We start from the raw sequence: 21328 nt of genomic DNA on the forward strand, positions 1-21328 counted from the left end.
ATCCAAGCTTTATGCTTTTGGCTTACTAAAATCATACGCCGTGACTATTTGCGCGTTTTTGGCAAAATCGATGAAATAATAGAAGTATTTATCATTCTCATCAATCACCCGATCGCCGTTGGTATCAGCTTGGGTTGAGAAGTAAAAACGCTTGCTCTCAGGCAGCCATTTATAATGTTTAAAATATTGATTATTGGGCGTGAGTTTCAATAAATTTTTGCCATTTAAATCACTTAAATACAAGGTAAGCTGCTGATCGAGATTGGTTTTATTGTCATCATCATCAGCGATCTCTTTGACTTCATAGATAAAATAGCCTAAGAGTAAGGTATTGCCGACTTTGACTGCCAATGGGTTGGTTGCTTCTTTAGCGGCTTGCGGTTGGTTGGTTGCAGTTTGCGTGATAGCAGCTTTTTTCTGCGCTGTTTTGTCATCTTGGCTTAAATCTACCAAGGGCGTGTGCACCGCTCTTATCACAAAATTATCGTGTGGAAACAGCCGGTGTACTTGCCCGGTTTTTAGCTCTTCAAACACAATATTGTAAACACTGCTTTGAAAATCATAGGGCGCAACTTCTTGAAAGTAACTAACGGGTGATTTTTTAGCATCACTGGCATCGCTTTCAGCTTTGCGATTGATGGGCACTGACGGAATGATTGGATGCAGTAGGCTTGGCACACCTGCCAAATACACCGGAAAATCCATGCGTTTTAACCCAACTGTGGCAGGTGGTATACTGGCTGGGGTTTGTGCAATGATGACTTCAGGTACATTAGCGGTTGAAGGGGCAGTGTCGCTCGCTCGGGTATTTGTCTCAGGGGTGGGTTGGCAGGCGGCAAGTCCCAAGCCTAGCCCCATAGCGCTCAAGGTGCTCAAAGTGATATGTAATGGTCTAAAAAAATTCGCATCACGCCATTGGTTAACAAAAGACATAGGGGTCTCCATTACAAAGATAATCAAATATACTACTAAAATGATAAGACATGTACAATCTTTGGTTATATCATCGCGTTCAGTCCTAGAATGGTATTGACTGTTTTAAAAGGTAAATAACAAAGGTAAGTAAATTTGAAATAACCCGACACGGGGCAAAAGGCGTGTGAGTAGCTATTTCATAAATTTAGGTTATAATGGTGAAAATTTAGTTAGACGCTTTATTTTTTGCTTTTAAACTTTTAAACTTTTAAGGATAGGGCGGCGAACTGGGCAGCACTATGTTTGCCGCCCTATATTTATAGTGGTTTATGATTTATTTTCAAAAAGCGATATCTTACCGATTGCGAGTGCATGAATGTCGGAACAATTAAGTCTAAACTTAAATATCAAGCAGTCCGCGAGTATCAGTGACTTTAGTGGTCCAGGCTGGGTATCTATCATCGATGTGGTGCGCCAAATGCATGTAGGGCTATTGACGCAGCTGTATCTATACGGCGAGCGCGATACAGGTAAAACCCATCTACTCAACGCTATCTGCGAATCCTTCCGTGATATCGACCAATCTGTTATTTATCTGTCGCTGCGTGAGCTGATAAACGCCAATATGGACGCCATGGTGTTGTCATCGCTAGAGAATACCAAGGTGATTGCGCTTGATGATATGGATGCAATTCAAGGTCATCCTGAGTGGCAAGAAGCGGTTTTTCATCTGATTAATTTATCGCAAGAATACGGTAATAAAATTATTTTTGCCAGTCGGTTGCCAGTCAAGGCGTTAAATTTTGAGCTGCGAGATTTGCTATCAAGGCTTGCGCGAGCCGCAACTTTTCAGTTGCCAACGGGCAGTGATAGGCTTGATAGACAGCTGATTTTGGAATCGGTATTACGCCGTCGTCATTGGCACTTTGACCCGCGCATTATTGACTATTTGCTCAACGAAGGTCCACACCGCATCGGCGCGATGTTGGCAGTGTTAAACGAATTGCAGCCATTATTTTCTAACATGGAACGCACCCCATTAAACAAAGTGACCAAAGCCAAAATTCAAGATGCGATGAATATCATTGATAATTTAACGCTGAATTTTGAATTGGCGGATTTTGATGAAATTGCAGAAAATGAAAATTTTTTAGATTTTTGACCGGGTTTGTCATAGGAATTGCGTGATAAATGGGTTAGAATCCATCAACAGTTTGATGTAAAACAACAGGATATCCTATGAATAAACAGTACTTATGGACGGCTGCCGTGTTGACTGCGGGCGTGTTCGCAACCACACAAACATTTGCCCAAGTCACCTTGAATGTTGCTGACAATACCGTGGTGACTGCCATTAATGGTCAAGAAGTCAAAAACGGCTTGCTTTCAAAACCGCAAAAAACCTACAAACTTGAGCCAGGCAAACATGTGATTACTGCCAAGTACAATCGGTTGTACGAGCTGCGCGGTGACAATCACGATGTGTTACGTTCAAGCAATATTAGCGTTCCAGTAGAGCTTGCCGACAATCAAACGTATGTGTTAGATATGCTAGGTCAACCAGAAGACTATAATGCCGCCAAAGAATATGTCAAACAACCCACACTAGCGGTGCTACAAGGCAAGCAAGTTATTGCAAGTCAGCAAGCTACATCCAGCAGTAGTTCAAGCATTTTTAGCGGCTTGGGTAATGCGTTAGGCGGTGTGTTTGGTGGTAGCTCAAAAGCGGTTGAAGCCAATCAACAAACCATCAATGCCTTAGGACAATCAGGGGGTGCGATTCCCGCTATCAATCAACCTAGTAATCAATATGGCAATCAAGCTGTTGTGACCACGGTCAGTTCATCGGATAGTCTCGATCAATTTATGCAGTTATGGTTGAGAGCAACGCCAGCAGAGCGTGATAAAATCCGTCAGTGGGTGCAAAAATAATCAGCCAATGCGCCCCCATGCGCTAAAATAACGATGCCAAGTGCATCGTTTTTTATGGTCTTTTACCATTAGTTAATAGATAAGACAGATTGTACTTCAAGCTTATCGAGGGCTGGTTGGTTGATTTGTAGTTGCTGGATGCGGATACCTTGTTGTTCAAACTGATTAAATATATTGGTGATTACGCTGGCCTGCGCGTGACTAAAGGCCACTTGGATAGTATTGCCATTCTCGACCACTTGCGCATTAACAATACCTGATTGGCTAAGTATTTGTTTGATAGCATCGGCTTGACTGACTTGTTGGGTTTGGTTGGGATTGATGTTGCCTGCTTGACTGCGTAGCCAAAACACATCTGCCATGGTGTCATCGTATTTTTTTTGTGCTTGGTTGGCTTGGCTATGCAGCGTCCAACCACCGACACCGACCACAAAAAAAAGCAAGAACATTGCCAATATCAGCAGCGCAATCTGATCACGACGTGATAAATTTTGAAAGGCATGAGCCAAAGGCGTGGTTAGTTTTTGCAGGGATTGGCTCAGTGAAGCGTGCGGTTTCATAAATTCATCTCAGTCGTGGGTTTATTCTGCCAATTCAATATCTATCATGGCAAGGGCACTGCCAGCAGAAGTTGGCGCCACGGCACTGGGAACCGCACTGGCAGTATTCGAAGACATCGCAGCGGGTATCGCGGCATCGACAGACCCTAGTTTTGCTTTTATCCCTTTGTTTACCATGTCATTGACGGCTTTGTTTAATGAATCGGCGCTTGATGATAAAAGCTGCAGTTGTAAGTGATTATTTTGAAAATTAAGCTGCTTGGCGGTCAGTTGGTATTGCTGCAATACTGGCTGTATGGACGACAATGTCTGAAGTACGTTTGGCGTGGCTGATTGCTGGGTGGTTAATTTGCTAGATAACTGTCGTTGTAGGGTGAGTTTGCTACTAAGCGGCTCATTGGGGAACCACTGGGCGTATTGCTGCGCCAGCAAGGTGCTGGCTTGTTTTTGTGCTTGGTTATAATAATACCAACGAAGCGCATCCACCACAAACGCTGTCAGCAGGGCACAAACCGTGACTAGGGCGATGACTTTGGCATAAGGCGCAAGCGTCGTTTTGCCTTTGATTGTGGCAAAGTTAAAAAAATGTCTGACCGGGTCTTTGATTGGGGTAGGCAACAACTCAGACGATTCTATGGATAAATTAGGCATACTGGCTAACTGCTGGGCAACGGTTTCATCGTGAAAACCCGTTAAATATAGCGTTTCTAGCATGGGTAATTTGGTGAGTACCAGCGGTAAAAAACTAACCGCCATGCCATGATAAGTATGGAGTTTTAATAACTGGGTATCTGCATCTTGGTAGTAGACCGCGCTTGTGGTAGGCGTAACTCTCGTCTCTGTAGCCCTCGTGTTTGTGCCCGTAGCTATGCTTGTATCTATGGTCGGCAGCAATAAAAAATCTGGCACTAAAGCGCCTATCTCAATACCCGCCAACGAGGCAGCATTGATCCATGAATGAATATCGGCAGCATGAAGCCCAAATAATGCGGGTAACTCGCTGTTGGTTGAGGTTGGCTGGATTTTGACTTGTAAATCTTCTACCGACCCAATGCTGATATCTTCAAATAAATAGCGTCTGCCGGTGTCGCCCAAAGCGTTGAGCTGGCTTGCTGAAAGGGTAGGCTGGATTGTTAATAAATTGACACTAGGAAAATAGAGACAGGCTTGTAGCTTGGCTGATTGCGTGGTTTGCAGATTAGCAAGGGTCGCAAGCGTTTGCCAATCGTCAGCCGTTTGCCAAGTCTGGGTGGTTTGTTGCCATAAACGTAAGGCAGCATGCTGAGTTGGCAACCAAATATGAATCACAGAAGTGTCCTACACAAAATTGACAAATTAAATCACCTAACAGGTGGGAACAAAGCGTTTGATCTCAGCGGCAAGACTGGGTGCCAATATACCCATATCATATACACGCGCTTCAGCCAGTGCAAAACCCTCTAAGGGATCATCCGTGAGAATATGGGCAATTTTAGCAATGATATTCATATGACAAACCACCACCATGCAGTCGCCAACCAATTCGCCTAGCGCCTCCACTGCGATGTCTGCATCGTTATCAGGGGTGATGCCCTCATACGTGGTCACAGGCACATGGGGAAAAAATTGCTGGATTTGGGCAAGTGTTTGCTGGGCGCGGTTGTAAGGACTGACGATAAAATGATCGGGCTCAAAGTTTTCGGCAAGCCATTGTGCGGTCTGTGAAGCTTGGGCTTGACCCAGTGCTGATAAATTTCTTTCATGGTCTGGCAGGGTATACGCGCCTGCATCGCCATGACGAACTAAAATTAATTGCATGTATTTACCTAAAAATGTTTAAAGTTATGTTTGTCAGTTATGCTTTGGCTGCACTTGATGCGGCATGACAAACTCCACATCACTTCTAAATCCTGCTTCCATTAAGTTTAACGCAACCCCAAGCGGCGCTTTGTCTTCATAGATAATATCGTGCAAGGCATGGGTAATCGGCATATAAATACCCTCTTTCATGGCTTTTTCATTCACCTGCTGGATAGTATTAATCCCTTCAGCGGTTTGCCCCAGTTTTTTGATGGCTTGGTCAAGGCTCATACCACGCCCTAGCATATTACCAATCTGGTAGTTACGGCTTAAGGTCGATGAGCAAGTTGCATACAAATCACCCACGCCCGACAATCCCAAAAAGGTCAGCGGATTAGCCCCTGCTTGGACACCAAATCGGCTCATCTCAGCCAATGCGCGGGTTAAAATCATGGCTTTGGTGTTTTCTCCGATGTCATAGGCAGCGGCCATGCCCATGGCGATGGCATAAATATTTTTGAGCGCACCGCCAAGCTCCACGCCAATTAAATCATCACTGGCAAACACGCGAAAAAACGCACTGTGCAGCGCTGTCTGCACGGCAAGCCGTAGCGCTGCAGATTGGCTGGCAATCACGGTGGCAGACGGCATATTATTCATGATTTCTTTGGCGAGATTGGGACCGCTCATCACGCCAAAAGCCACATTGGGCAATTCATCTGCGATCACATCGCTCATTAGCGCAAAGGTATCTTTTTCCATACCTTTGGTTAAAGACACGATGGCTTGAGCGCTGATAAAAGGCGCAATTTTTTGTAAGGTTTCACGAAACGCTGAGCTCGGCACTGCCACAAAAATCAAATCTTTGCCTTTGACGGCTGCTTGCAAATCATGGGTAAATTGCAGGCGCTCATCAAGCTTATGGTCGGGCAAATATTTTTTGTTGATATGGGTTTTTTGCATCGATTTGACGCTGCGTTTATCGCGTACCCAAAGCGTGACTTCGCAGCCATTTTTGGACGATAAATTTGCCATTGCCGTACCAAAACTACCACCGCCCAATACGGCAATTTTGAGGGGCGCAGGTTGATTGGCGAGCTGATTGTCTAAGTCTGTCTCTAATACCGCTGTGGTGTCAGGTTTAGACTTTTTGACCGCTTTTTCAATGACGTCGGCAAACAGCTTACTGGCTTTTTCACGATTGACATTCAGCTTTTCTAAATTTTCACTTAGATTGGTTGCTAACTGGGGTTTTTTCATTGAAAATCCTTGAATCCACTTGTCCTGCAAATACTAACAACAGGGCACCCTTTACATGAGCAAAATATAAAAACGGCTAGCTTAGCCGTTAGTTTGTGCCATTATCATAAACAATAAATGGTGTGGCGTCTATCTTAGAACGCGGCGGGATGGTCGACACCGCTGTGCCAACATAGACAAAAGCAATGACTTGGTTATCAGCAGTTATATTAAACAGTTGTTTGATTGCAGGCGCATTGGCAAGTGGACCGGTGCGCCATACGGTGGCAAACCCTTGTGCCGACAAGGCAAGCAGGAGATTTTGCACCGCACAACTACTTGCCGCTATTTGTTCCCAATGGGGGACTTTATCATGGGGTTTAAAATCGGTGACACAGGCGATAATCATCGGCGCACGCAGCGGCATATTTTCCGCTTTTTTGAGGGTTTTCTCATCGGTTTCACCTTGTGCTATCGCCGCATTTTTTAACGCCGTGCCTAAGTTGTTGAGCGCTTGGTTTTCAAGTACGATAAAACGGTACGGGTTTAAATCCTTGTGATCGGGGGCGGATAGCGCCACTTCAATCGCTTGTTCGACTTGTGCATGAGTGGGCGCAGGGGCGACAAGATTGCCGATTGAACGGCGCGATTTGATAAAGTCTAAAATTTCTGAATTTGTCATTTTTATTCCTTAAATAGGTTATTAATTAGCGTTGCCATATTATCCGCTGAAGCTGATTGCAGTTGTGTTAAACCGTCAATCACGCCTTGCTGATTATCCAGGGTTTTATTTTGGCTAAGTTTAAATTTGGCTTCAAAATTATGAATGGTCAACTTAACCCCCACAATCGCGCGGCACATGGCATTGATATAGTCACTTGGCGCATCACTTAAAGACCAAGGCTCATGACTGGGGTTAGTTTGTTTAAGCTGATGTTCAAAAAAATCCGTCATCGTCGCGACAATCTGCTGGATTTGAGTTGCGTCTGTGATTAGCTGCGGTGTCACCGAAAAAATCACCGATTGATAATTCCACGTCGGCACTTCTTTATGAGTAATCGCCTTGGTAGGATACCAATTTGGGCTGATATAATGACCTTGGCTAGTGAAAACAACTTTCCAGTTTTTAGCGTCAATCTTTACAATCGGATTTACTTTTGCCACATGACCCATCAAATAGCCAAGCGGATTTTGTTCATCTACTTGCCAAAGTAGCGGAACAGGGCATATTTCAACCGAATCGCCGGTTAATGCCATTATATTGGCTAATGGCGACTGAGCAATAAAATCTTTAACGGCTTCAAAATCGGTTTGGGAAAAATCTTTGGGAATATACATCGTTAAAGCCACTCACCTGCATAACAATTAAGGCTTTGGATTATCTAAATGGTCATATCTTCTTTTTTTATCTCATCCAAACGATGTTCTGCTTTGAGATATTCTTCTGATTGCATCTCTAACAGCCGTGAGCGCGTACGCTCAATTTCAAACGCCAATTTTTGCCCATCATACAGTTGTAAAATTGGCTGTTCTGCGCGTACCAAAAGCTTGACGCGGCGATCATAAAACTCATCCACCAAATAAATAAAACGGCGTGTAGGGTCGGCAATCACATCATTGAGCGCAGGCACGTCATCGACTAGCACGGTGCTAAACTCATTGGCGATTTCAATAAAATCGCTGGCTGAGCGCGGCTGCATACATAATGCCCGAAAATCAATGTACAAGGTGTTTTCAGTGCGACCTTTGATGGCGATATCACGACCATTGATATGAATGGGGTCTTGGATAATGTGTTGGTTATTGCTTAGCGCGGTAAAGCGGTTGGCAAGCCAGTGGATGTTTTCTTTGGTCAACGGAGACACGTAAAGTTCGGCTTGCTGCAATACGCGCAGACGGTAGTCGATACCACTGTCAATATTCATTACCGTACAGTTTTTTTCAACTTCGGCAATGGCAGGTAAAAAACGGTCACGGTGAATACCGTTTTTATACAAGCCATTTGGTGCGATATTTGATGTGGCAACCAAGGTGATGCCTTTTTTAAATAGCATGGTAAACAAATCACCCAAAATCATCGCATCGGAGACATTGGAGACAAAAAATTCATCAAAACAAATCACATCCGCTTCATTATGGATGATATCGGCGACTTTTTGTAGCGGGTCTTGTTGACCTTGTAGCTTGTTGAGCTCGGCGTGTACCCGTTTCATAAAGTGATGAAAGTGTTGGCGCATTTTGTTGTCGGCAGGCACTGACTCAAAAAACATATCCATCATCCAAGTTTTACCACGACCCACGCCGCCCCACATATATAGCCCTTTGGGCGGCTCAGTACGTCTTAAAAAGCTAAATAGCCCACGTTGTTTGGCGCGGTTGTCCATGATTTGTTCATAGACATTGTCCAAATAAGTCATCGCAGCGCGCTGCTGTGCGTCTTCGCTAAACTCACCAGATTTTAGCGCAAGCTCATAGCGTTGTAAGGGTCGTAAATTTGAGTTGGGCATGTTATCTCTCAGCGTAAATTAAAAAGTTGTCAAAATTCCATTTCAACGTGCTTTGACGTAGGGGTATTAAATAAATAGATGCGATTAAATAGACGGCATTAAGGTGCGAAATAGCTCACGATGTCAAAGACACCAAAAACCCGAATCAAAAACACCCATAAAAAACATAAATCAGGAACTAGAATAAAATAAAAACTGCGTTATTTGCTACTTAATGCTTCAAGCAGCTGTTTTAATTGCCCTAATTTACCATGAAAAAAGTGCCCTGTATCGTCAATGATGTGCGTTTGAATACCAAAGTTTTCCCCAAATTGTTGTAGCGAGCTTGGCGCAATCACTTCATCATTCGCACCATAAATCATAAAGGTTTGTGCAGTGGGCAGTAGCAAATCTGAGGTGTCGTTTTTTTCAATAGAAGGGGCAATCAAGGCCAAATCCGTGATGTCAAAATCATCCACTCCCAAAAATGCGCCTTGTTCATTGACAAGCTGAGCAAGTTTGGCGGCGACAAATCCGCCAAACGAAAATCCGCCAATCCATAGCTTGCGCGCCTCGGTTTGGCTATGAATCCATTGCAGCACGGTTAAGGCGTCTTCGATTTCACCTGTTACATTGCCGTACTCGCCCGTTGACTGACCCACGCCGCGAAAATTAAAGCGTACCACATGCATATTTTGGTCGCGGGCAAAACGATACATGGTGGTCACCACTTTATTCAGCATCGTGCCTTCTTGCAATGGGTTTGGGTGACAAAGAATGGCAACACGCTCAACCGACGCGGCGTTTGGGTTAGCAACGCCCGTTGAGTCAGCTTGCCAAAGCGCGTCAACTTCAAGCTTGCCGCAAGGGGCATCTATTAATTGCGAATGGGTTAATTGTGAATGGGCAGGTGAGCGCATAATCGTCCTAATCTAAGCAAAAAACTTTAAAAAAACCACCCATCATGCTAACCAATTTCACCCAAAATAGCTAGTTTGAAAATCAACAAAGCAGCCAATTGTTGCGCGGATTTTATGATTTGTAAGACCACTTGCGGCGGCTTAATTTTTACCACACACTACTAAGCCTAGGCAACCCATTCAACTTCTGAAAGTGGCAGTTTGCCGATATTTTTGAAGTTTATTACTACCGAATTTATCACCAAGTTTCAAACCAAACCCTATTATGGACAACCTGCAGATCATGAAACCATCTTTCAAACCGTCTTTATTAAAAGTCACAAGCATCACGTTTGTTGCGGCAATAACCTTATCTGCTTGTCAAAGCACACCAACTAATTTACCTGTGCTACAGCGCGCGAACAACACCTTAGAAACCACTGGGTTAGGCAAAAGTAAAAATATCGCCAAATTAAATGCGTTACATATCGCAACCGAGCAGTGCCGCGGAAAATCGCCCATCGTGTTGACCGATAGCTACCAGTATAATGGCGTGTTGGATGAAAACATGGGACGCGCGGCTGACCAAGCCATAGGCATGATTGGTAGTGTGTTTGGCAGCAAAAAAACCCTTGCCCGCGATGATGATTACGAATATACCATGACGTTTAGATGTCCCTAATTTATACCTAAGCCCTTTATACAAGCCAAGAAGTACAAGTAAAAAGCCCAAATGTAAAAAGGACAGCAATAACGACAGGACAGACATAAAAAAGGTTAGGAGTGTTCCTAACCTTTATTGTTTTTGTGTCACTGGCGATTTAACAAATGCTGATTAAGCTGTGCAATCACCGCTTTGTCGCCTAAATGATTGATACTGTCACGAATTTTTGGAATCGGCTCGGCAGCAATCGGCTGACTATCAAATAGCTTTAACAACCGCAGTTGTAATGCTGGTTCACCTTGCTCAATAACAATATCTACGAGGGTAGGCACATCAAAGGGCAAGTCCGAAGTTGATTGTGCCATTGCCACCGCATGATAAGCGCCATGAGGGTCTTGGTCGGTTATGATACGGGTATTTACGGCTCTATAAGCTTTTTCTGAGGTACCACCTAAGACATTGATTTTGTGTAAACAGTTGAGCGCAGAGTTATTTTGTAATTGTGCAATAGCAATGATGTCTTCAGCCTGCTCTTGCAAATAGGCGCGTTTTTGTGCCAGTGCCTCTAATTGCTGCTCAGTGAGTGGCGCATCGCTTTCGGCTTTTTTTAAGTTGGCATTAAATTGAATTTCTGACATGGCTATCCCCTTATTTATATGGTTATTAGATAAGGGTTTTTTTTATAAAATCAAATCCACCGGTTAGACGAGCGCATTTTAATGACAATCAAGCTATTTAATCACAATCCAGTTATAATGAATCAAAATCACAAAAAGGCGTGCTATGTTAGTGTTAACAGTAAATCCTGACCATATCAGTGTAACGTTGCAAGATAACCTATGGGACATTGGGCTTACGCTAAAAGTAATTGCAGAGACATTGTACGCATTGCCACCCACCGAATTGGCATGGGAAACGGCAATTATGCGCATAGAAGATGCTTTTTCACCGCTAAAACCTAGCTTGCCCAAAGATGAATTATTAAAGGTGATAGGGGCAGAGGATTTACGCTTGCTAGCGTTTGAGCAAGATGACAATGGCGGCTATATTCGGGCTGAGATACTAGAAAAAGCTTTTGCAGTGCTGGCGGGCTATCGCTCGCTGCAAGATTTGCCTGCTATGCCCAATGACCTAGCGTTTTATGCAAAGGTATTGCTATTACGAGAATGGGTACACCATTTGGATTTTGATAAGGTTTATTTGGGTTAATTGTCATCAATAAAAAAATCGCCAGTACTCAACCAGCGATTTTTTAAAATAAGTAATTTAAGGCTGTTTTGAACACTTACTAACCAGTATTTCTTAAGCCTTGGGCAATACCATTGATAGTTAAATGAACCAAGTTAAGCGCTGCGGTATAAGACGTTTCATTATCGCTCGTCGCTTCATTGGTGGTTTCAGTGGTAGACCTTTCATCAGTAGTCGCTTCATCAGCAGTCGCTTCGCGAAGTTGTTTTAGTAAGGCGACTTGCAACCAGTTCAACGCATTCAAATACGGCAGGCGTAGCGCAAGTGAGCGTGCCAATGTACGGTTGTCATCCAGTAGTGTTTCTTTATTGGTCAGTGTCAGCAAGGCTTTAAGGCTGCGGTGATATTCTGCAGTAATGAGAGCAAAAATAGCGTTGGCTTCAGTGGCATCGTTGGCAAGCTCAACATAGGCTTGGGCGATTTCGATATCGGTTTTTGCCATCACCTGTGCCATATTTGATAACATGGCTTGCATAAAGGCGCTATGTTGGGCGTTGTGTTGCAGTTTTGCTAAGTTTTCTGGGTTATCTGCAATCAGTTTTTCGACTGCGGTGCCAAAGCCATACCACGCTGGCAGCATCAAGCGATTTTGCATCCAAGAAAATACCCAAGGAATCGCGCGCAAATCTTGAATACGCGCCAAAGACTTGCGGCTAGCAGGACGTGAGCCAATATTTAAACTGGCAATTTCTTTGACCAAACTTGTCTGCAAGAAATAGTCAATAAAATACGGCTGAGTGATAAGCGCGCGGTAGCAATTAAAGGCTTCATGCGATAATTGATTCATTAGGTCGCTATCAGGGCTTTCGCTATGGCTTGGCAATAGGCTCGCTTTGAGCGTTGCAGCAATCAGCGTTTCAAGGTTGCGCTCCGCGTTGCCCGCATCGGCATATTTTGCGGTAATAACTTCCCCTTGCTCGGTAATACGGATTTGACCATCTACTGAGCCTTCTGGTTGTGCCAAAATCGCTTCAAATGACGGACCACCACCACGACCCACGCTACCGCCACGACCGTGGAATAGACGTAGTTGAATACCATATTTTTCTGCCATTTCCACCAGCTGAATTTCAGCTTGGTATAGCGACCATTGACTGGTGACATAACCACCATCTTTGTTACTGTCTGAATAACCGAGCATAATCTCTTGCAGATTATCACGACTGGCTAGCACCGATTTGTACCAAGGTTTATCCAGCAATTCACTCATAATACGGGTACTGTTTTGCAGCGCTTCAATGGTTTCAAACAAAGGTACGATGTTGATACGGCTCACGGGTACGCCATCTTTGACCAATAATAGCCCTGATTCTTTCAATAACAACGCCAATGCCAACAAATCACTTACTTGTTCGGCATTGGAGATAATGCTTTGGGTAATCGCTTTGTCACCAAAGCGATTTTTGATATCGGCTGCGGCCTGAAAAATCTCTAGCTCACGCTGGGTTTGTGGCTCATAAGTGATATAGGGGTTGTATAAAGGGCGCGCAGTTGCCAATTCACGCAGCAGCACACGTTGACGTGCGGATTCAGACAAAGAAAGATAATCTTCTAAATCGGCATGTTTGAACAAATCATGGACGGTTTCGGCATGAATCCCTGAAAACTGGCGCAAGTCCAATGGCATCAGATAAAAACCAAATACTTCCACCGCGCGGATGATATCGGTGAGTCGTTCGTTAGCCAGTAACTCACTGCCATTGTCGACCAATGACTGATAAACGACGTACAAATCATCTAAAAACTCGTCACAATCAGCGTAGGGCTCACTAAGTCCAAAGCGACAACCGTAAGACAAATCAAACGTATGCGAGGTAGCGACTAAACGTGATGAGATAAACCCGATGGCGCGGCGATAAGGCTCTTCTTCTCTAGAGATATTATCTTCTTTGGATTGCTCGGAGAGTGCCAGTACCGCATCACTCACGTTGACATGGCGGATAGACAGCGGCAACTCTTGGTATAGCTTGCCCAGTTGGTCACGATAAAAGTAAAACACCGTTGCCGCTTGGCGTTTGAACGCATAGCGAAGGGTATCGGCTGACACAAACGGATTGCCGTCACGGTCGCCACCAATCCAACCACCGATATTAAGTAAGTTTGGCATGTCAGTGTCGGGGAAACGCTCTTTTAACTGATAATCTAATTTGCGATACAAACTTGGCAGGGCTTCAAAAAAACTTAAATCAAAATAGGCAATGCCATTGTCGATTTCATCTTTGACAGTAATTTTAAAATGGCGGGTTTCATTGGTTTGCCACTGCGATAATAACGTGGCCTCTAGTTGTTGCTCGATACGATGACGTTGGTAGCCAATCGCAGTGTGGTATTCCTCAAGTAAAGCACGGATTTGACGGCGCAGTGATAAAATCGTTTGACGCTGTACTTCGGTCGGATGCGCGGTCAATACCGCACTGATAAAGGTATCATCAAGCTGTGCTTGCAACTCATCGCTGTCAATCCCTTGGGCTTTTAATTCATCAACCACATGGGCAAAACTACTTTTTGAGGCAGATTCGTCTTGTTCGTGGGCAAGGCGGCGGCGCTCATGGTGCATGTCTTCGGCGATGTTAAACACTTGCGCAAATAAGCCGCAAGCCCGAATGAGATTCTTGCGCTGTTGATGGTTGAGCGTTGGCAAAATGGCTTGAATAGTCTGCTGGGGGTCTTCGCCATTTAACAGTTTATTAATGGTTTGTTTGACCGGTTCTGAGGTTTGCTGCTCAACGACCGTTATCAGCACACGGCTAAGTAACTGGGTGTCCGCTAGCAAAGGAGAGTCTTTATCATTGTCGATAAGCTCAACAAGTGCCGTATTTGACGGATGCGAGTTTAAAGGGGTTAAGCTTAAAACGTGAGGCGGTGCAAGGCTTTTTTCATTTTCAGCTGGGTTGGCGTTGGTCTGGCTCATGACTTTTCCCTTATTTGCTTTAGTCTAAAAAGTGTAACAGGACAATTATGTTAGCACAAACTATTATCACTATAAGAAATACTAATCGTTAAAAATCCGAAATATAAACAGCGCTAAAATTATTTTGGCAAGGCTTGACGTTAGCAAGTCTATTTGCTATATTCAAAACGATACAAAACGTATCATTTGAGTTTATAAAATGAATTCAAGGAGTGAATTCAAAGAATGAATGCAATGATAGGCTTTGCTAAGCAATAAGATATTTTGCCAACCTCTGAAAACCAAACCTGCAAGCGACTTTCACCATCCGTTAAGATTCTAGCTAAGGACAGCCAATGAATTTCTCTGACTTATACAATCAATCCATCAACGACAAACAAGCCTTCTGGGGCGAGCAAGCCAAGCGAATCTATTGGCATCAACAACCTACCCAAATTTTAGATGATAGTAAGCTGCCCTTTGCCAAATGGTTTGTCGGCGGCGAAACCAATTTGTGTTACAACATGGTCGACCGCCACCTTGAAAACCGGGCAGAGCAAGATGCCTTTGTATGGGTGTCTACCGAAATCAATGCTGAAATGATTGATAATTACCCCAATATTTGTAAAGCTTTTAAGGCACTGGGCAACCCTGTTGAACTGTATACCGACTATGCCAAACGCCGTTTAACTTACAACGATTTATACAAAGAAGTGAACTATTTTGCCGATGTGCTAAAACGTCATGGCATCGACAGAGGCGACCGTGTTGTCATCTATATGCCGATGATTTTGGAAGCAGCGTATGCCATGCTCGCTTGTGTGCGTATCGGGGCGATTCACTCGGTGGTATTTGGCGGATTTGCCTCGCATAACCTCGCCGTACGTATGGATGATGCCGAAGCCAAAATGGTGATTACAGTCGATGCAGGGCTACGCGGTGGCAAGCTCATTAATTATAAAAACTTGGTCAATAAAGCGGTCGAAGAAGCCAAAGTCAAACCCCGTGTGCTGGTGATTGACAGGGGTATCATGCCATATACAGCAGAGCCACAAGACATCGACTATGCCACTGAGCGGGCGATAAGTGCCGACAACAATGCCAAAGTCGATTGTGTTTGGCTAGAGTCCAATGCGCCATCGTATCTATTATATACCTCGGGCACGACAGGCACACCCAAAGGCGTACAGCGTGATACAGGCGGTCATGCAGTAGCCCTTGCCACCGCGATGGATTTTGTCTATAACGGTAAGGCTGGCGAGACGTTTTGGGCGATTTCGGATATCGGTTGGGCAGTCGGGCACTCGTTTAGCATCTATGCCCCGTTACTGACAGGCATGACCAGTATCATATATGAAGGCTTGCCAACTACGCCAAACCCAGGGATTTGGTGGCGAATTGTCGAAGCCAATAAAGTCAATATTTTGTTAACCGCACCGACAGGCGTACGGATGCTACGTAAACAAGACGAAATGTGGATGAGCCGTCACGATATCTCAAGCCTAAAAGCATTCTTCTTGGCAGGTGAGCCACTCGATGAGCCAACTGCCCAGTGGCTAACAGGTCACATGGGCGTGCCAATCATTGACCACTATTGGCAAACTGAGTCGGGCTGGCCCATCCTAAGCCATGCCCCAAAATTTGCAGACAATCCCGACCACAAGCCACACAAACAAGGCACACCCGGCTATCCGATGTTTGGATATGACGCCAAAGTCATCAATGAAACCACAGGCGAACCCTGCCAAGCCAATGAAAAAGGCATGCTGGTGTTAGCCGCACCTTTACCACCCGGCTGTTTGGCCACCGTTTGGCGAAATGACGAACGTTTTATCAATGGCTATTTTTCACTACTTGATGGCAAACAATACGCAACATCAGACTATGCGGTGATGGATGAATACGGCTACTACTATATTCTAGGGCGAACCGATGATGTCATCAATGTGGCAGGTCACCGTTTGGGTACCAAGGAAATCGAGGAGGCCATCGGTCATCACCCCGAAGTCGCCGAATCAGCGGTGGTTGGCATCCATGACGAGCTTAAAGGTGAGCTACCCATTGCCTTTTGTATTCTAAAAAATCATGACTTAGTAGCAGAAACCGAAAACCGTTTCCGCATTGAGCAGCAAATTGTGGGTGAAGTCGCAAGACAGTTGGGCGCCCTTGCTAAACCTGCGGCTATTTATTTTCCCAAAGCTTTACCCAAAACTCGTTCAGGCAAAATCTTACGCCGTTCTATCAAGGCACTGGCGGAAGGCAAAGAAACAGGCGACATGAGTACGCTGGATGACCCAACTGCGATTGAGGCGGTCAGACAAGCGATGGCGGATTATTAATGGCAATCGATAAGTTGCCAACCAATAAATTTTCAGGGCTTAAAAGTCAGGGGTGATGGTCATGGAAAATTATGCCTTACTGGCTTTTAGGCACGCGCCCACGCCGATAGTGGTATTAAGCTATCGGCGTATCAAAGCGCTCAACGATGCCTTTGCCAATTTGTTTGGGTATGCGCACGATGAGCTACTCAATCAATCGATGCAAAAATTGTTTCCCAGTGTCGAAGATTTTGAAAAAATTGGCAAAGAAGCATTAACAGGTTTGGGATTACAGACCAATATGGATTACTGCGATGAGCGCTTTATGCGTCACAAAACAGGGGAAATATTTTGGGCAACTACCCACGGACGCACCTTAACCCCAGATGACCCCTTCAAACTGGCAATTTGGCATTTTGAAAAAAAACCGCAAGTATCGTCCGAATCCCAGCTTACCGCACGTGAAGCCCAAATTGCGCAATTTGTGGTCAATGGCTATACCTGTAAAGAGATTGGTAAGTCACTTGGTTTATCCCCCAGAACCATTGAAGTGCATAAAGCCAACTTAATGAAAAAACTGGGCGCTCGCAGCAAAGGTGAGCTAGCCTCAAAGATTATTGTCATTAACCCTATGGCGGCCGCCCAGCAAAACCACTCCAGAAAAACTACTTAAGTAATTAAGTATGATTGACAGTACCCCCTAACTCATTCACACTGTTTTGCAACGCGTTTAATGCTATCAAACGCTATACACCCAACACGGTAAAAACAAGGATTGTTACGATGACTACCCAAACTGTAAAACAACTCATCAACGGCGAATTTGTCGAATCAACCACTAACGAGTGGATTGACCTGACCAACCCAGCCACCCAACAAGTGATTGCCAAAGTACCCCAAACTACTAGCGATGAAATCAACCAAGCCGTCGCGGCGGCGGCAGAAGCGTTCAAAACCTGGCGCAAAACCCCAATCAACACGCGCTCGCGTATCTTCTTAAAATACCAACAACTGATTCGTGACAACATGGACGAGCTTGCCGCCATGCTCACCGAAGAACAAGGCAAAACCCTAGCAGACGCTAAAGGCGATGTGTTCCGTGGTCTTGAAGTCGTCGAACATGCCTCAGGCATTGGCAACCTGCAACAAGGCGCATTCATCGAAAACGTCGCCACCGGCGTAGATATGTATAACATTCAACAGCCACTCGGCGTGTGTGCGGGTATCACCCCATTTAACTTCCCCGCCATGATTCCACTTTGGATGTTCCCAATGGCGATTGCCACCGGTAACACATTCGTATTAAAACCGTCTGAACAAAACCCGATGGTCACCATGCGCTTGGTAGAGCTGGCGCTCGAAGCTGGAATCCCAAAAGGTGTGTTAAACGTGGTGCATGGCGGAAAAGATACCGTTGATGCCATTTGTGACCACCCAGATATCAAAGCCATCTCATTTGTCGGCTCTACTGCCGTCGGCACACACGTCTATAACCGCGCCAGTCAAGCAGGGAAGCGTGTCCAATGTATGATGGGGGCTAAAAACCACGCCGTCATCCTACCCGATGCCAATAAAGAACAATGTCTTAACCAACTGGCGGGCGCCGCATTTGGTGCGGCTGGTCAGCGCTGTATGGCGTTATCCGTGGTGATTTTAGTCGGGGAAGCCAAAAACTGGGTGGGTGACATCGTGGAACGTGCCAAAAAATTGGTGGTGGCAGCCGGTAAAGATGACAAAGACTTAGGGCCTGTGATTTCCCAAGCTGCCAAAGCGCGTGTTGAGCGCTTAATCCAAGCGGGCGCAGATGAAGGCGCACAAGTCCTGCTCGATGGTCGTGGTATCAAGGTCGAAGGCTTTGAAAACGGTAACTTTGTCGGACCGACTATTTTAGATAACGTCACTACCGATATGACTTGCTATAAGGAAGAAATCTTTGGACCGGTGCTTGATATCATGTACGCCGATAGCCTAGATGAAGCGATTGCCATTATCAATGCTAATCCAAACGGTAATGGCACGGCTATCTTTACCCAATCAGGTGCGGCAGCGCATAAATTCCAACAAGATATTGATGTGGGGCAAGTCGGTATTAATTTACCCATTCCTGTGCCACTACCGATGTTCTCATTCACCGGCTCTCGCGCCAGTAAGTTGGGTGACTTAGGTCCTTATGGCAAACAAGCGGTGCAGTTTTATACCCAAACCAAAACCGTCACCGCCCGTTGGTTTGATGATGAAGCCAGTAAAGGCGTTAATACCACGATTTCATTAAAATAATTTTATTTGTTGATAAACTAAGGGTTAGACAATTTTAATCCTTAGTAGCAAAGAGAAAACACAATGAATCAGTTTTATCAAGAATTATTAAAACTACCTAAAAACATACGTCAAACGGGTGAGAAATGTATAGTAGGTATTGAAAACAAAGACTTAATTTATACAAGTTTAATCGATAAAACGGAAATATCAAAAGCAGATAATTTCACCAATGAAATAAAAGAATTTTCTGTTTTTTTGGGTTCAGATGCAAAAACTATTATTCAAGCATTTGTAGTTTCTGATTTTTTAAATAATTTAGAAGTGTTACATATTGGAGTGTGCTCTGAGAATACAGGGCATCCGTTAGATTATAGAGAAATAGCTAAAATTCTTAGTCAAGTAAGTTTCCCAAATGTACATTCTTTTAGTTTTGGTGAATGGTTGTTGATAGGTAACTCTCATTGTTTATACGGAAAATTAGGTGACATAACTCAGATTCTATCCAATATGCCTAAGTTGAATTACTTAGAATTGGGTGGGCAGTTTGAGCTTAACTCACCTATTATTTTAAATGAATTAACGGAATTGACAATCCATTTAGATGACCCAATGACTGCAGGAAATGGTGGTTATATAAGTCAAGAGACTTTAAATAATTTACTCAATTCAAAATTTCCACAATTGGAGACCGTTTGGCTTGATTTAGACCTTGATTGGGCTGTTGATGATGAATTCAAACGGATTGATGGATTGCCTACTAATTGCAAAGACTACAAATTGACAGAAGATTTTATCAATGGTAAAAGTTGGACAAATCTAAAACAAATTGAATTCTCAGGAGGCTATGCACAAGGTGAACTTGATAGATTTTTTAATAGCGAATTTGTCCAAAAAAATCAGATTAAGGCTATTTATGATTCAGCCTATTGTTAATTTTTAGAAAGATATTTTAATTAAAAGGATTTAATATGAATTTTTCTCTTACCGAAGACCAACAAGCCTTTGCCGATTTGGCTGCTCAATTTGCCGCCAAATCACTAGCACCTAACGCTGCCGAATGGGATGCCACAGGCTATTTTCCCAAAGAGGTGTTCAAAGCCGCAGGTGAACTGGGCTTTATGGGGCTTTACACCAACCCTGATTTTGGCGGACTGGGCTTGCCGCGCCTTGATGCGGCAATTATCTTTGAAAAACTGGCGTATGGCGATACGTCAACCGCCGCATTCATGACCATTCACAACATGGTCGCTTGGATGATTGGCGAGTTTGCCAAACCCGAGGTTGCCGAAAAATACTTGCCTGAACTATTAGCGGGCGAAAAATTGGGTAGTTACTGTTTGACAGAGCCTAATGCTGGCTCAGATGCGGGTTCATTAAAAACCAAAGCGGTCAAACAAGGCGACTATTACCACATTACTGGGCAAAAAATGTTTATCTCTGGGGCAGGGGCGACCGATGTGCTTATCGTGATGGCGCGCACCTCGGACAATGGGGCAAAAGGCGTGTCTGCCTTTATCGTTGATGCCAATAGCGATGGCATCAGCTACGGCAAAAATGAACATAAAATGGGCTGGAAAAACCAACCGACCGCCGCGGTGCATTTTACTGATGTCAAAGTTCCTGCCGAAAATCTACTCGGTGAAGAAGGACAGGGCTTTAGCTTTGCCATGAAAGGCTTGGATGGCGGGCGTATCAATATCGCTACGTGTGCGGTGGGTACGGCTCAAGCTGCCCTTGACCGTGCCGTGCAGTATGTACAGGAGCGTAGCCAGTTTGGCAAAACCCTTGACCAATTCCAAAATGTGCAGTTTAAACTTGCCGATATGCTCACCCATTTGGTGTCGGCTCGGCAGATGGTGCGATTGGCGGCGTATCATTTGGATAGCAAATCGCCCGATGCCACGGCGTATTGTGCGATGGCAAAACGCCTTGCCACGGATTTGAGTTTTGATATCGCTAACCAAGCGCTGCAGCTACACGGGGGCTATGGTTATCTACAAGAATATCCGCTAGAGCGTCATGTACGCGATTTGCGCGTGCATCAAATCCTAGAAGGCACCAATGAAGTGATGCGGATGATTGTGTCTCGCAAAATGATGGAAGCTGGGGCGTTGGCAAGATTGCAATAAATTTAAAGGC

The 21328-nt window shown here is 44.6% G+C and carries 20 protein-coding genes; 9 read left to right on the forward strand and 11 right to left on the reverse strand.

Annotated elements, in window-relative coordinates; genetic code table 11:
- Positions 1–9 precede the first annotated feature (9 nt).
- Positions 10–933 carry a hypothetical protein gene (locus RT422_RS02060; RefSeq protein ID WP_313421115.1) on the reverse strand — a complete coding sequence of 308 codons (924 nt, stop codon included), beginning with the start codon at positions 931–933 and terminating at the stop codon, positions 10–12.
- Between the two features lie 358 nt (positions 934–1291).
- Here RT422_RS02060 and RT422_RS02065 point away from each other — a divergent pair, with 358 nt between their 5' ends.
- Together RT422_RS02065 and RT422_RS02070 are read left to right on the forward strand one after the other, a co-directional pair.
- Positions 1292–2077 carry a DnaA ATPase domain-containing protein gene (locus tag RT422_RS02065; protein WP_313421116.1) on the forward strand — a complete coding sequence of 262 codons (786 nt, stop codon included), beginning with the start codon at positions 1292–1294 and terminating at the stop codon, positions 2075–2077.
- A gap of 77 nt (positions 2078–2154) precedes the next feature.
- The gene (locus RT422_RS02070) at positions 2155–2847 is read left to right on the forward strand and encodes a DUF2057 family protein (protein ID WP_313421117.1); all 693 of its coding nucleotides are present in this window, start codon (positions 2155–2157) and stop codon (positions 2845–2847) included.
- A 68-nt stretch (positions 2848–2915) separates the two neighbouring features.
- Here RT422_RS02070 and gspM read toward each other — a convergent pair whose 3' ends face one another.
- The 8 genes from gspM to RT422_RS02110 all read right to left on the reverse strand — a co-directional run bounded on the left by gspM (position 2916) and on the right by RT422_RS02110 (position 9831).
- Positions 2916–3407, reverse strand: a complete 492-nt coding sequence (gspM, locus tag RT422_RS02075; protein ID WP_313421118.1) for a type II secretion system protein GspM — start codon at positions 3405–3407, stop codon at positions 2916–2918.
- 21 nt (positions 3408–3428) lie between these two features.
- Positions 3429–4715: a type II secretion system protein GspL gene (gspL, locus tag RT422_RS02080; protein WP_313421120.1), complete on the reverse strand. Its 1287-nt coding sequence runs from the start codon at positions 4713–4715 to the stop codon at positions 3429–3431.
- 36 nt (positions 4716–4751) lie between these two features.
- Positions 4752–5204 (reverse strand): phosphohistidine phosphatase SixA, encoded by a 453-nt coding sequence (sixA, locus tag RT422_RS02085; protein ID WP_282840947.1) that lies wholly within the window; start codon positions 5202–5204, stop codon positions 4752–4754.
- A 33-nt stretch (positions 5205–5237) separates the two neighbouring features.
- Positions 5238–6446 (reverse strand): NAD(P)H-dependent glycerol-3-phosphate dehydrogenase, encoded by a 1209-nt coding sequence (locus RT422_RS02090; protein ID WP_313421121.1) that lies wholly within the window; start codon positions 6444–6446, stop codon positions 5238–5240.
- 88 nt (positions 6447–6534) lie between these two features.
- Positions 6535–7107 (reverse strand): nitroreductase, encoded by a 573-nt coding sequence (locus tag RT422_RS02095; RefSeq protein WP_313421122.1) that lies wholly within the window; start codon positions 7105–7107, stop codon positions 6535–6537.
- A 2-nt stretch (positions 7108–7109) separates the two neighbouring features.
- Positions 7110–7763: an FMN-binding negative transcriptional regulator gene (locus RT422_RS02100; protein ID WP_313421123.1), complete on the reverse strand. Its 654-nt coding sequence runs from the start codon at positions 7761–7763 to the stop codon at positions 7110–7112.
- A gap of 44 nt (positions 7764–7807) precedes the next feature.
- Positions 7808–8932, reverse strand: a complete 1125-nt coding sequence (zapE, locus tag RT422_RS02105) for a cell division protein ZapE (RefSeq protein ID WP_313091842.1) — start codon at positions 8930–8932, stop codon at positions 7808–7810.
- Between the two features lie 200 nt (positions 8933–9132).
- Positions 9133–9831: an alpha/beta fold hydrolase gene (locus RT422_RS02110; RefSeq protein ID WP_313421124.1), complete on the reverse strand. Its 699-nt coding sequence runs from the start codon at positions 9829–9831 to the stop codon at positions 9133–9135.
- A 283-nt stretch (positions 9832–10114) separates the two neighbouring features.
- Here RT422_RS02110 and RT422_RS02115 point away from each other — a divergent pair, with 283 nt between their 5' ends.
- Positions 10115–10492, forward strand: coding sequence for a hypothetical protein (locus RT422_RS02115; RefSeq protein WP_313421125.1), 378 nt, complete (start codon positions 10115–10117; stop codon positions 10490–10492).
- 128 nt (positions 10493–10620) lie between these two features.
- Here RT422_RS02115 and RT422_RS02120 read toward each other — a convergent pair whose 3' ends face one another.
- On the reverse strand, positions 10621–11112 hold the full coding sequence (locus RT422_RS02120) for a hypothetical protein (protein ID WP_313421126.1): 492 nt from the start codon (positions 11110–11112) through the stop codon (positions 10621–10623).
- Between the two features lie 145 nt (positions 11113–11257).
- On the opposite strand from RT422_RS02120, the gene RT422_RS02125 reads away from it, so the two are divergent.
- The gene (locus RT422_RS02125; protein WP_284033917.1) at positions 11258–11683 is read left to right on the forward strand and encodes a hypothetical protein; all 426 of its coding nucleotides are present in this window, start codon (positions 11258–11260) and stop codon (positions 11681–11683) included.
- A 79-nt stretch (positions 11684–11762) separates the two neighbouring features.
- Here the strand turns inward: RT422_RS02125 and ppc are convergent, their stop codons facing one another.
- Entirely contained in the window at positions 11763–14633 is a 2871-nt protein-coding gene (ppc, locus tag RT422_RS02130) for a phosphoenolpyruvate carboxylase (protein ID WP_313421127.1), read from the reverse strand.
- A gap of 335 nt (positions 14634–14968) precedes the next feature.
- Here ppc and RT422_RS02135 point away from each other — a divergent pair, with 335 nt between their 5' ends.
- The 5 genes from RT422_RS02135 to RT422_RS02155 all read left to right on the forward strand — a co-directional run bounded on the left by RT422_RS02135 (position 14969) and on the right by RT422_RS02155 (position 21318).
- Positions 14969–16951, forward strand: a complete 1983-nt coding sequence (locus RT422_RS02135) for a propionate--CoA ligase (protein ID WP_313421128.1) — start codon at positions 14969–14971, stop codon at positions 16949–16951.
- A gap of 61 nt (positions 16952–17012) precedes the next feature.
- On the forward strand, positions 17013–17603 hold the full coding sequence (locus tag RT422_RS02140) for a LuxR C-terminal-related transcriptional regulator (protein WP_313421129.1): 591 nt from the start codon (positions 17013–17015) through the stop codon (positions 17601–17603).
- Between the two features lie 110 nt (positions 17604–17713).
- The gene (locus RT422_RS02145; RefSeq protein WP_313421130.1) at positions 17714–19207 is read left to right on the forward strand and encodes a CoA-acylating methylmalonate-semialdehyde dehydrogenase; all 1494 of its coding nucleotides are present in this window, start codon (positions 17714–17716) and stop codon (positions 19205–19207) included.
- Positions 19208–19270: 63 nt separating this feature from the next.
- Complete coding sequence (locus RT422_RS02150; protein WP_284033922.1) at positions 19271–20122, forward strand: hypothetical protein; 852 nt, start codon at positions 19271–19273, stop codon at positions 20120–20122.
- Between the two features lie 35 nt (positions 20123–20157).
- On the forward strand, positions 20158–21318 hold the full coding sequence (locus tag RT422_RS02155) for an acyl-CoA dehydrogenase family protein (protein ID WP_188874373.1): 1161 nt from the start codon (positions 20158–20160) through the stop codon (positions 21316–21318).
- Positions 21319–21328: the final 10 nt, after the last annotated feature.

The organism is Moraxella sp. CTOTU49803 (assembly GCF_032097965.1).
GTDB classification, from domain to species: Bacteria; Pseudomonadota; Gammaproteobacteria; order Pseudomonadales; family Moraxellaceae; genus Faucicola; species Faucicola tetraodonis.

Excerpts from the sequence above, each read along its gene's own strand:
- RT422_RS02110 (WP_313421124.1), bottom strand. The coding sequence starts at position 9,831 with ATGCGCTCACCTGCCCATTCACAATTAACCCATTCGCAATTAATAGAT.
- RT422_RS02155 (WP_188874373.1), top strand. The coding sequence starts at position 20,158 with ATGAATTTTTCTCTTACCGAAGACCAACAAGCCTTTGCCGATTTGGCT.
- RT422_RS02070 (WP_313421117.1), top strand. The coding sequence starts at position 2,155 with ATGAATAAACAGTACTTATGGACGGCTGCCGTGTTGACTGCGGGCGTG.
- sixA (WP_282840947.1), bottom strand. The coding sequence starts at position 5,204 with ATGCAATTAATTTTAGTTCGTCATGGCGATGCAGGCGCGTATACCCTG.
- RT422_RS02100 (WP_313421123.1), bottom strand. The coding sequence starts at position 7,763 with ATGTATATTCCCAAAGATTTTTCCCAAACCGATTTTGAAGCCGTTAAA.
- RT422_RS02095 (WP_313421122.1), bottom strand. The coding sequence starts at position 7,107 with ATGACAAATTCAGAAATTTTAGACTTTATCAAATCGCGCCGTTCAATC.
- RT422_RS02090 (WP_313421121.1), bottom strand. The coding sequence starts at position 6,446 with ATGAAAAAACCCCAGTTAGCAACCAATCTAAGTGAAAATTTAGAAAAG.
- RT422_RS02065 (WP_313421116.1), top strand. The coding sequence starts at position 1,292 with ATGTCGGAACAATTAAGTCTAAACTTAAATATCAAGCAGTCCGCGAGT.
- RT422_RS02060 (WP_313421115.1), bottom strand. The coding sequence starts at position 933 with ATGTCTTTTGTTAACCAATGGCGTGATGCGAATTTTTTTAGACCATTA.
- RT422_RS02125 (WP_284033917.1), top strand. The coding sequence starts at position 11,258 with ATGTTAGTGTTAACAGTAAATCCTGACCATATCAGTGTAACGTTGCAA.
- zapE (WP_313091842.1), bottom strand. The coding sequence starts at position 8,932 with ATGCCCAACTCAAATTTACGACCCTTACAACGCTATGAGCTTGCGCTA.
- ppc (WP_313421127.1), bottom strand. The coding sequence starts at position 14,633 with ATGAGCCAGACCAACGCCAACCCAGCTGAAAATGAAAAAAGCCTTGCA.
- RT422_RS02115 (WP_313421125.1), top strand. The coding sequence starts at position 10,115 with ATGAAACCATCTTTCAAACCGTCTTTATTAAAAGTCACAAGCATCACG.
- RT422_RS02140 (WP_313421129.1), top strand. The coding sequence starts at position 17,013 with ATGGAAAATTATGCCTTACTGGCTTTTAGGCACGCGCCCACGCCGATA.
- RT422_RS02120 (WP_313421126.1), bottom strand. The coding sequence starts at position 11,112 with ATGTCAGAAATTCAATTTAATGCCAACTTAAAAAAAGCCGAAAGCGAT.
- RT422_RS02135 (WP_313421128.1), top strand. The coding sequence starts at position 14,969 with ATGAATTTCTCTGACTTATACAATCAATCCATCAACGACAAACAAGCC.
- gspM (WP_313421118.1), bottom strand. The coding sequence starts at position 3,407 with ATGAAACCGCACGCTTCACTGAGCCAATCCCTGCAAAAACTAACCACG.
- RT422_RS02145 (WP_313421130.1), top strand. The coding sequence starts at position 17,714 with ATGACTACCCAAACTGTAAAACAACTCATCAACGGCGAATTTGTCGAA.
- RT422_RS02150 (WP_284033922.1), top strand. The coding sequence starts at position 19,271 with ATGAATCAGTTTTATCAAGAATTATTAAAACTACCTAAAAACATACGT.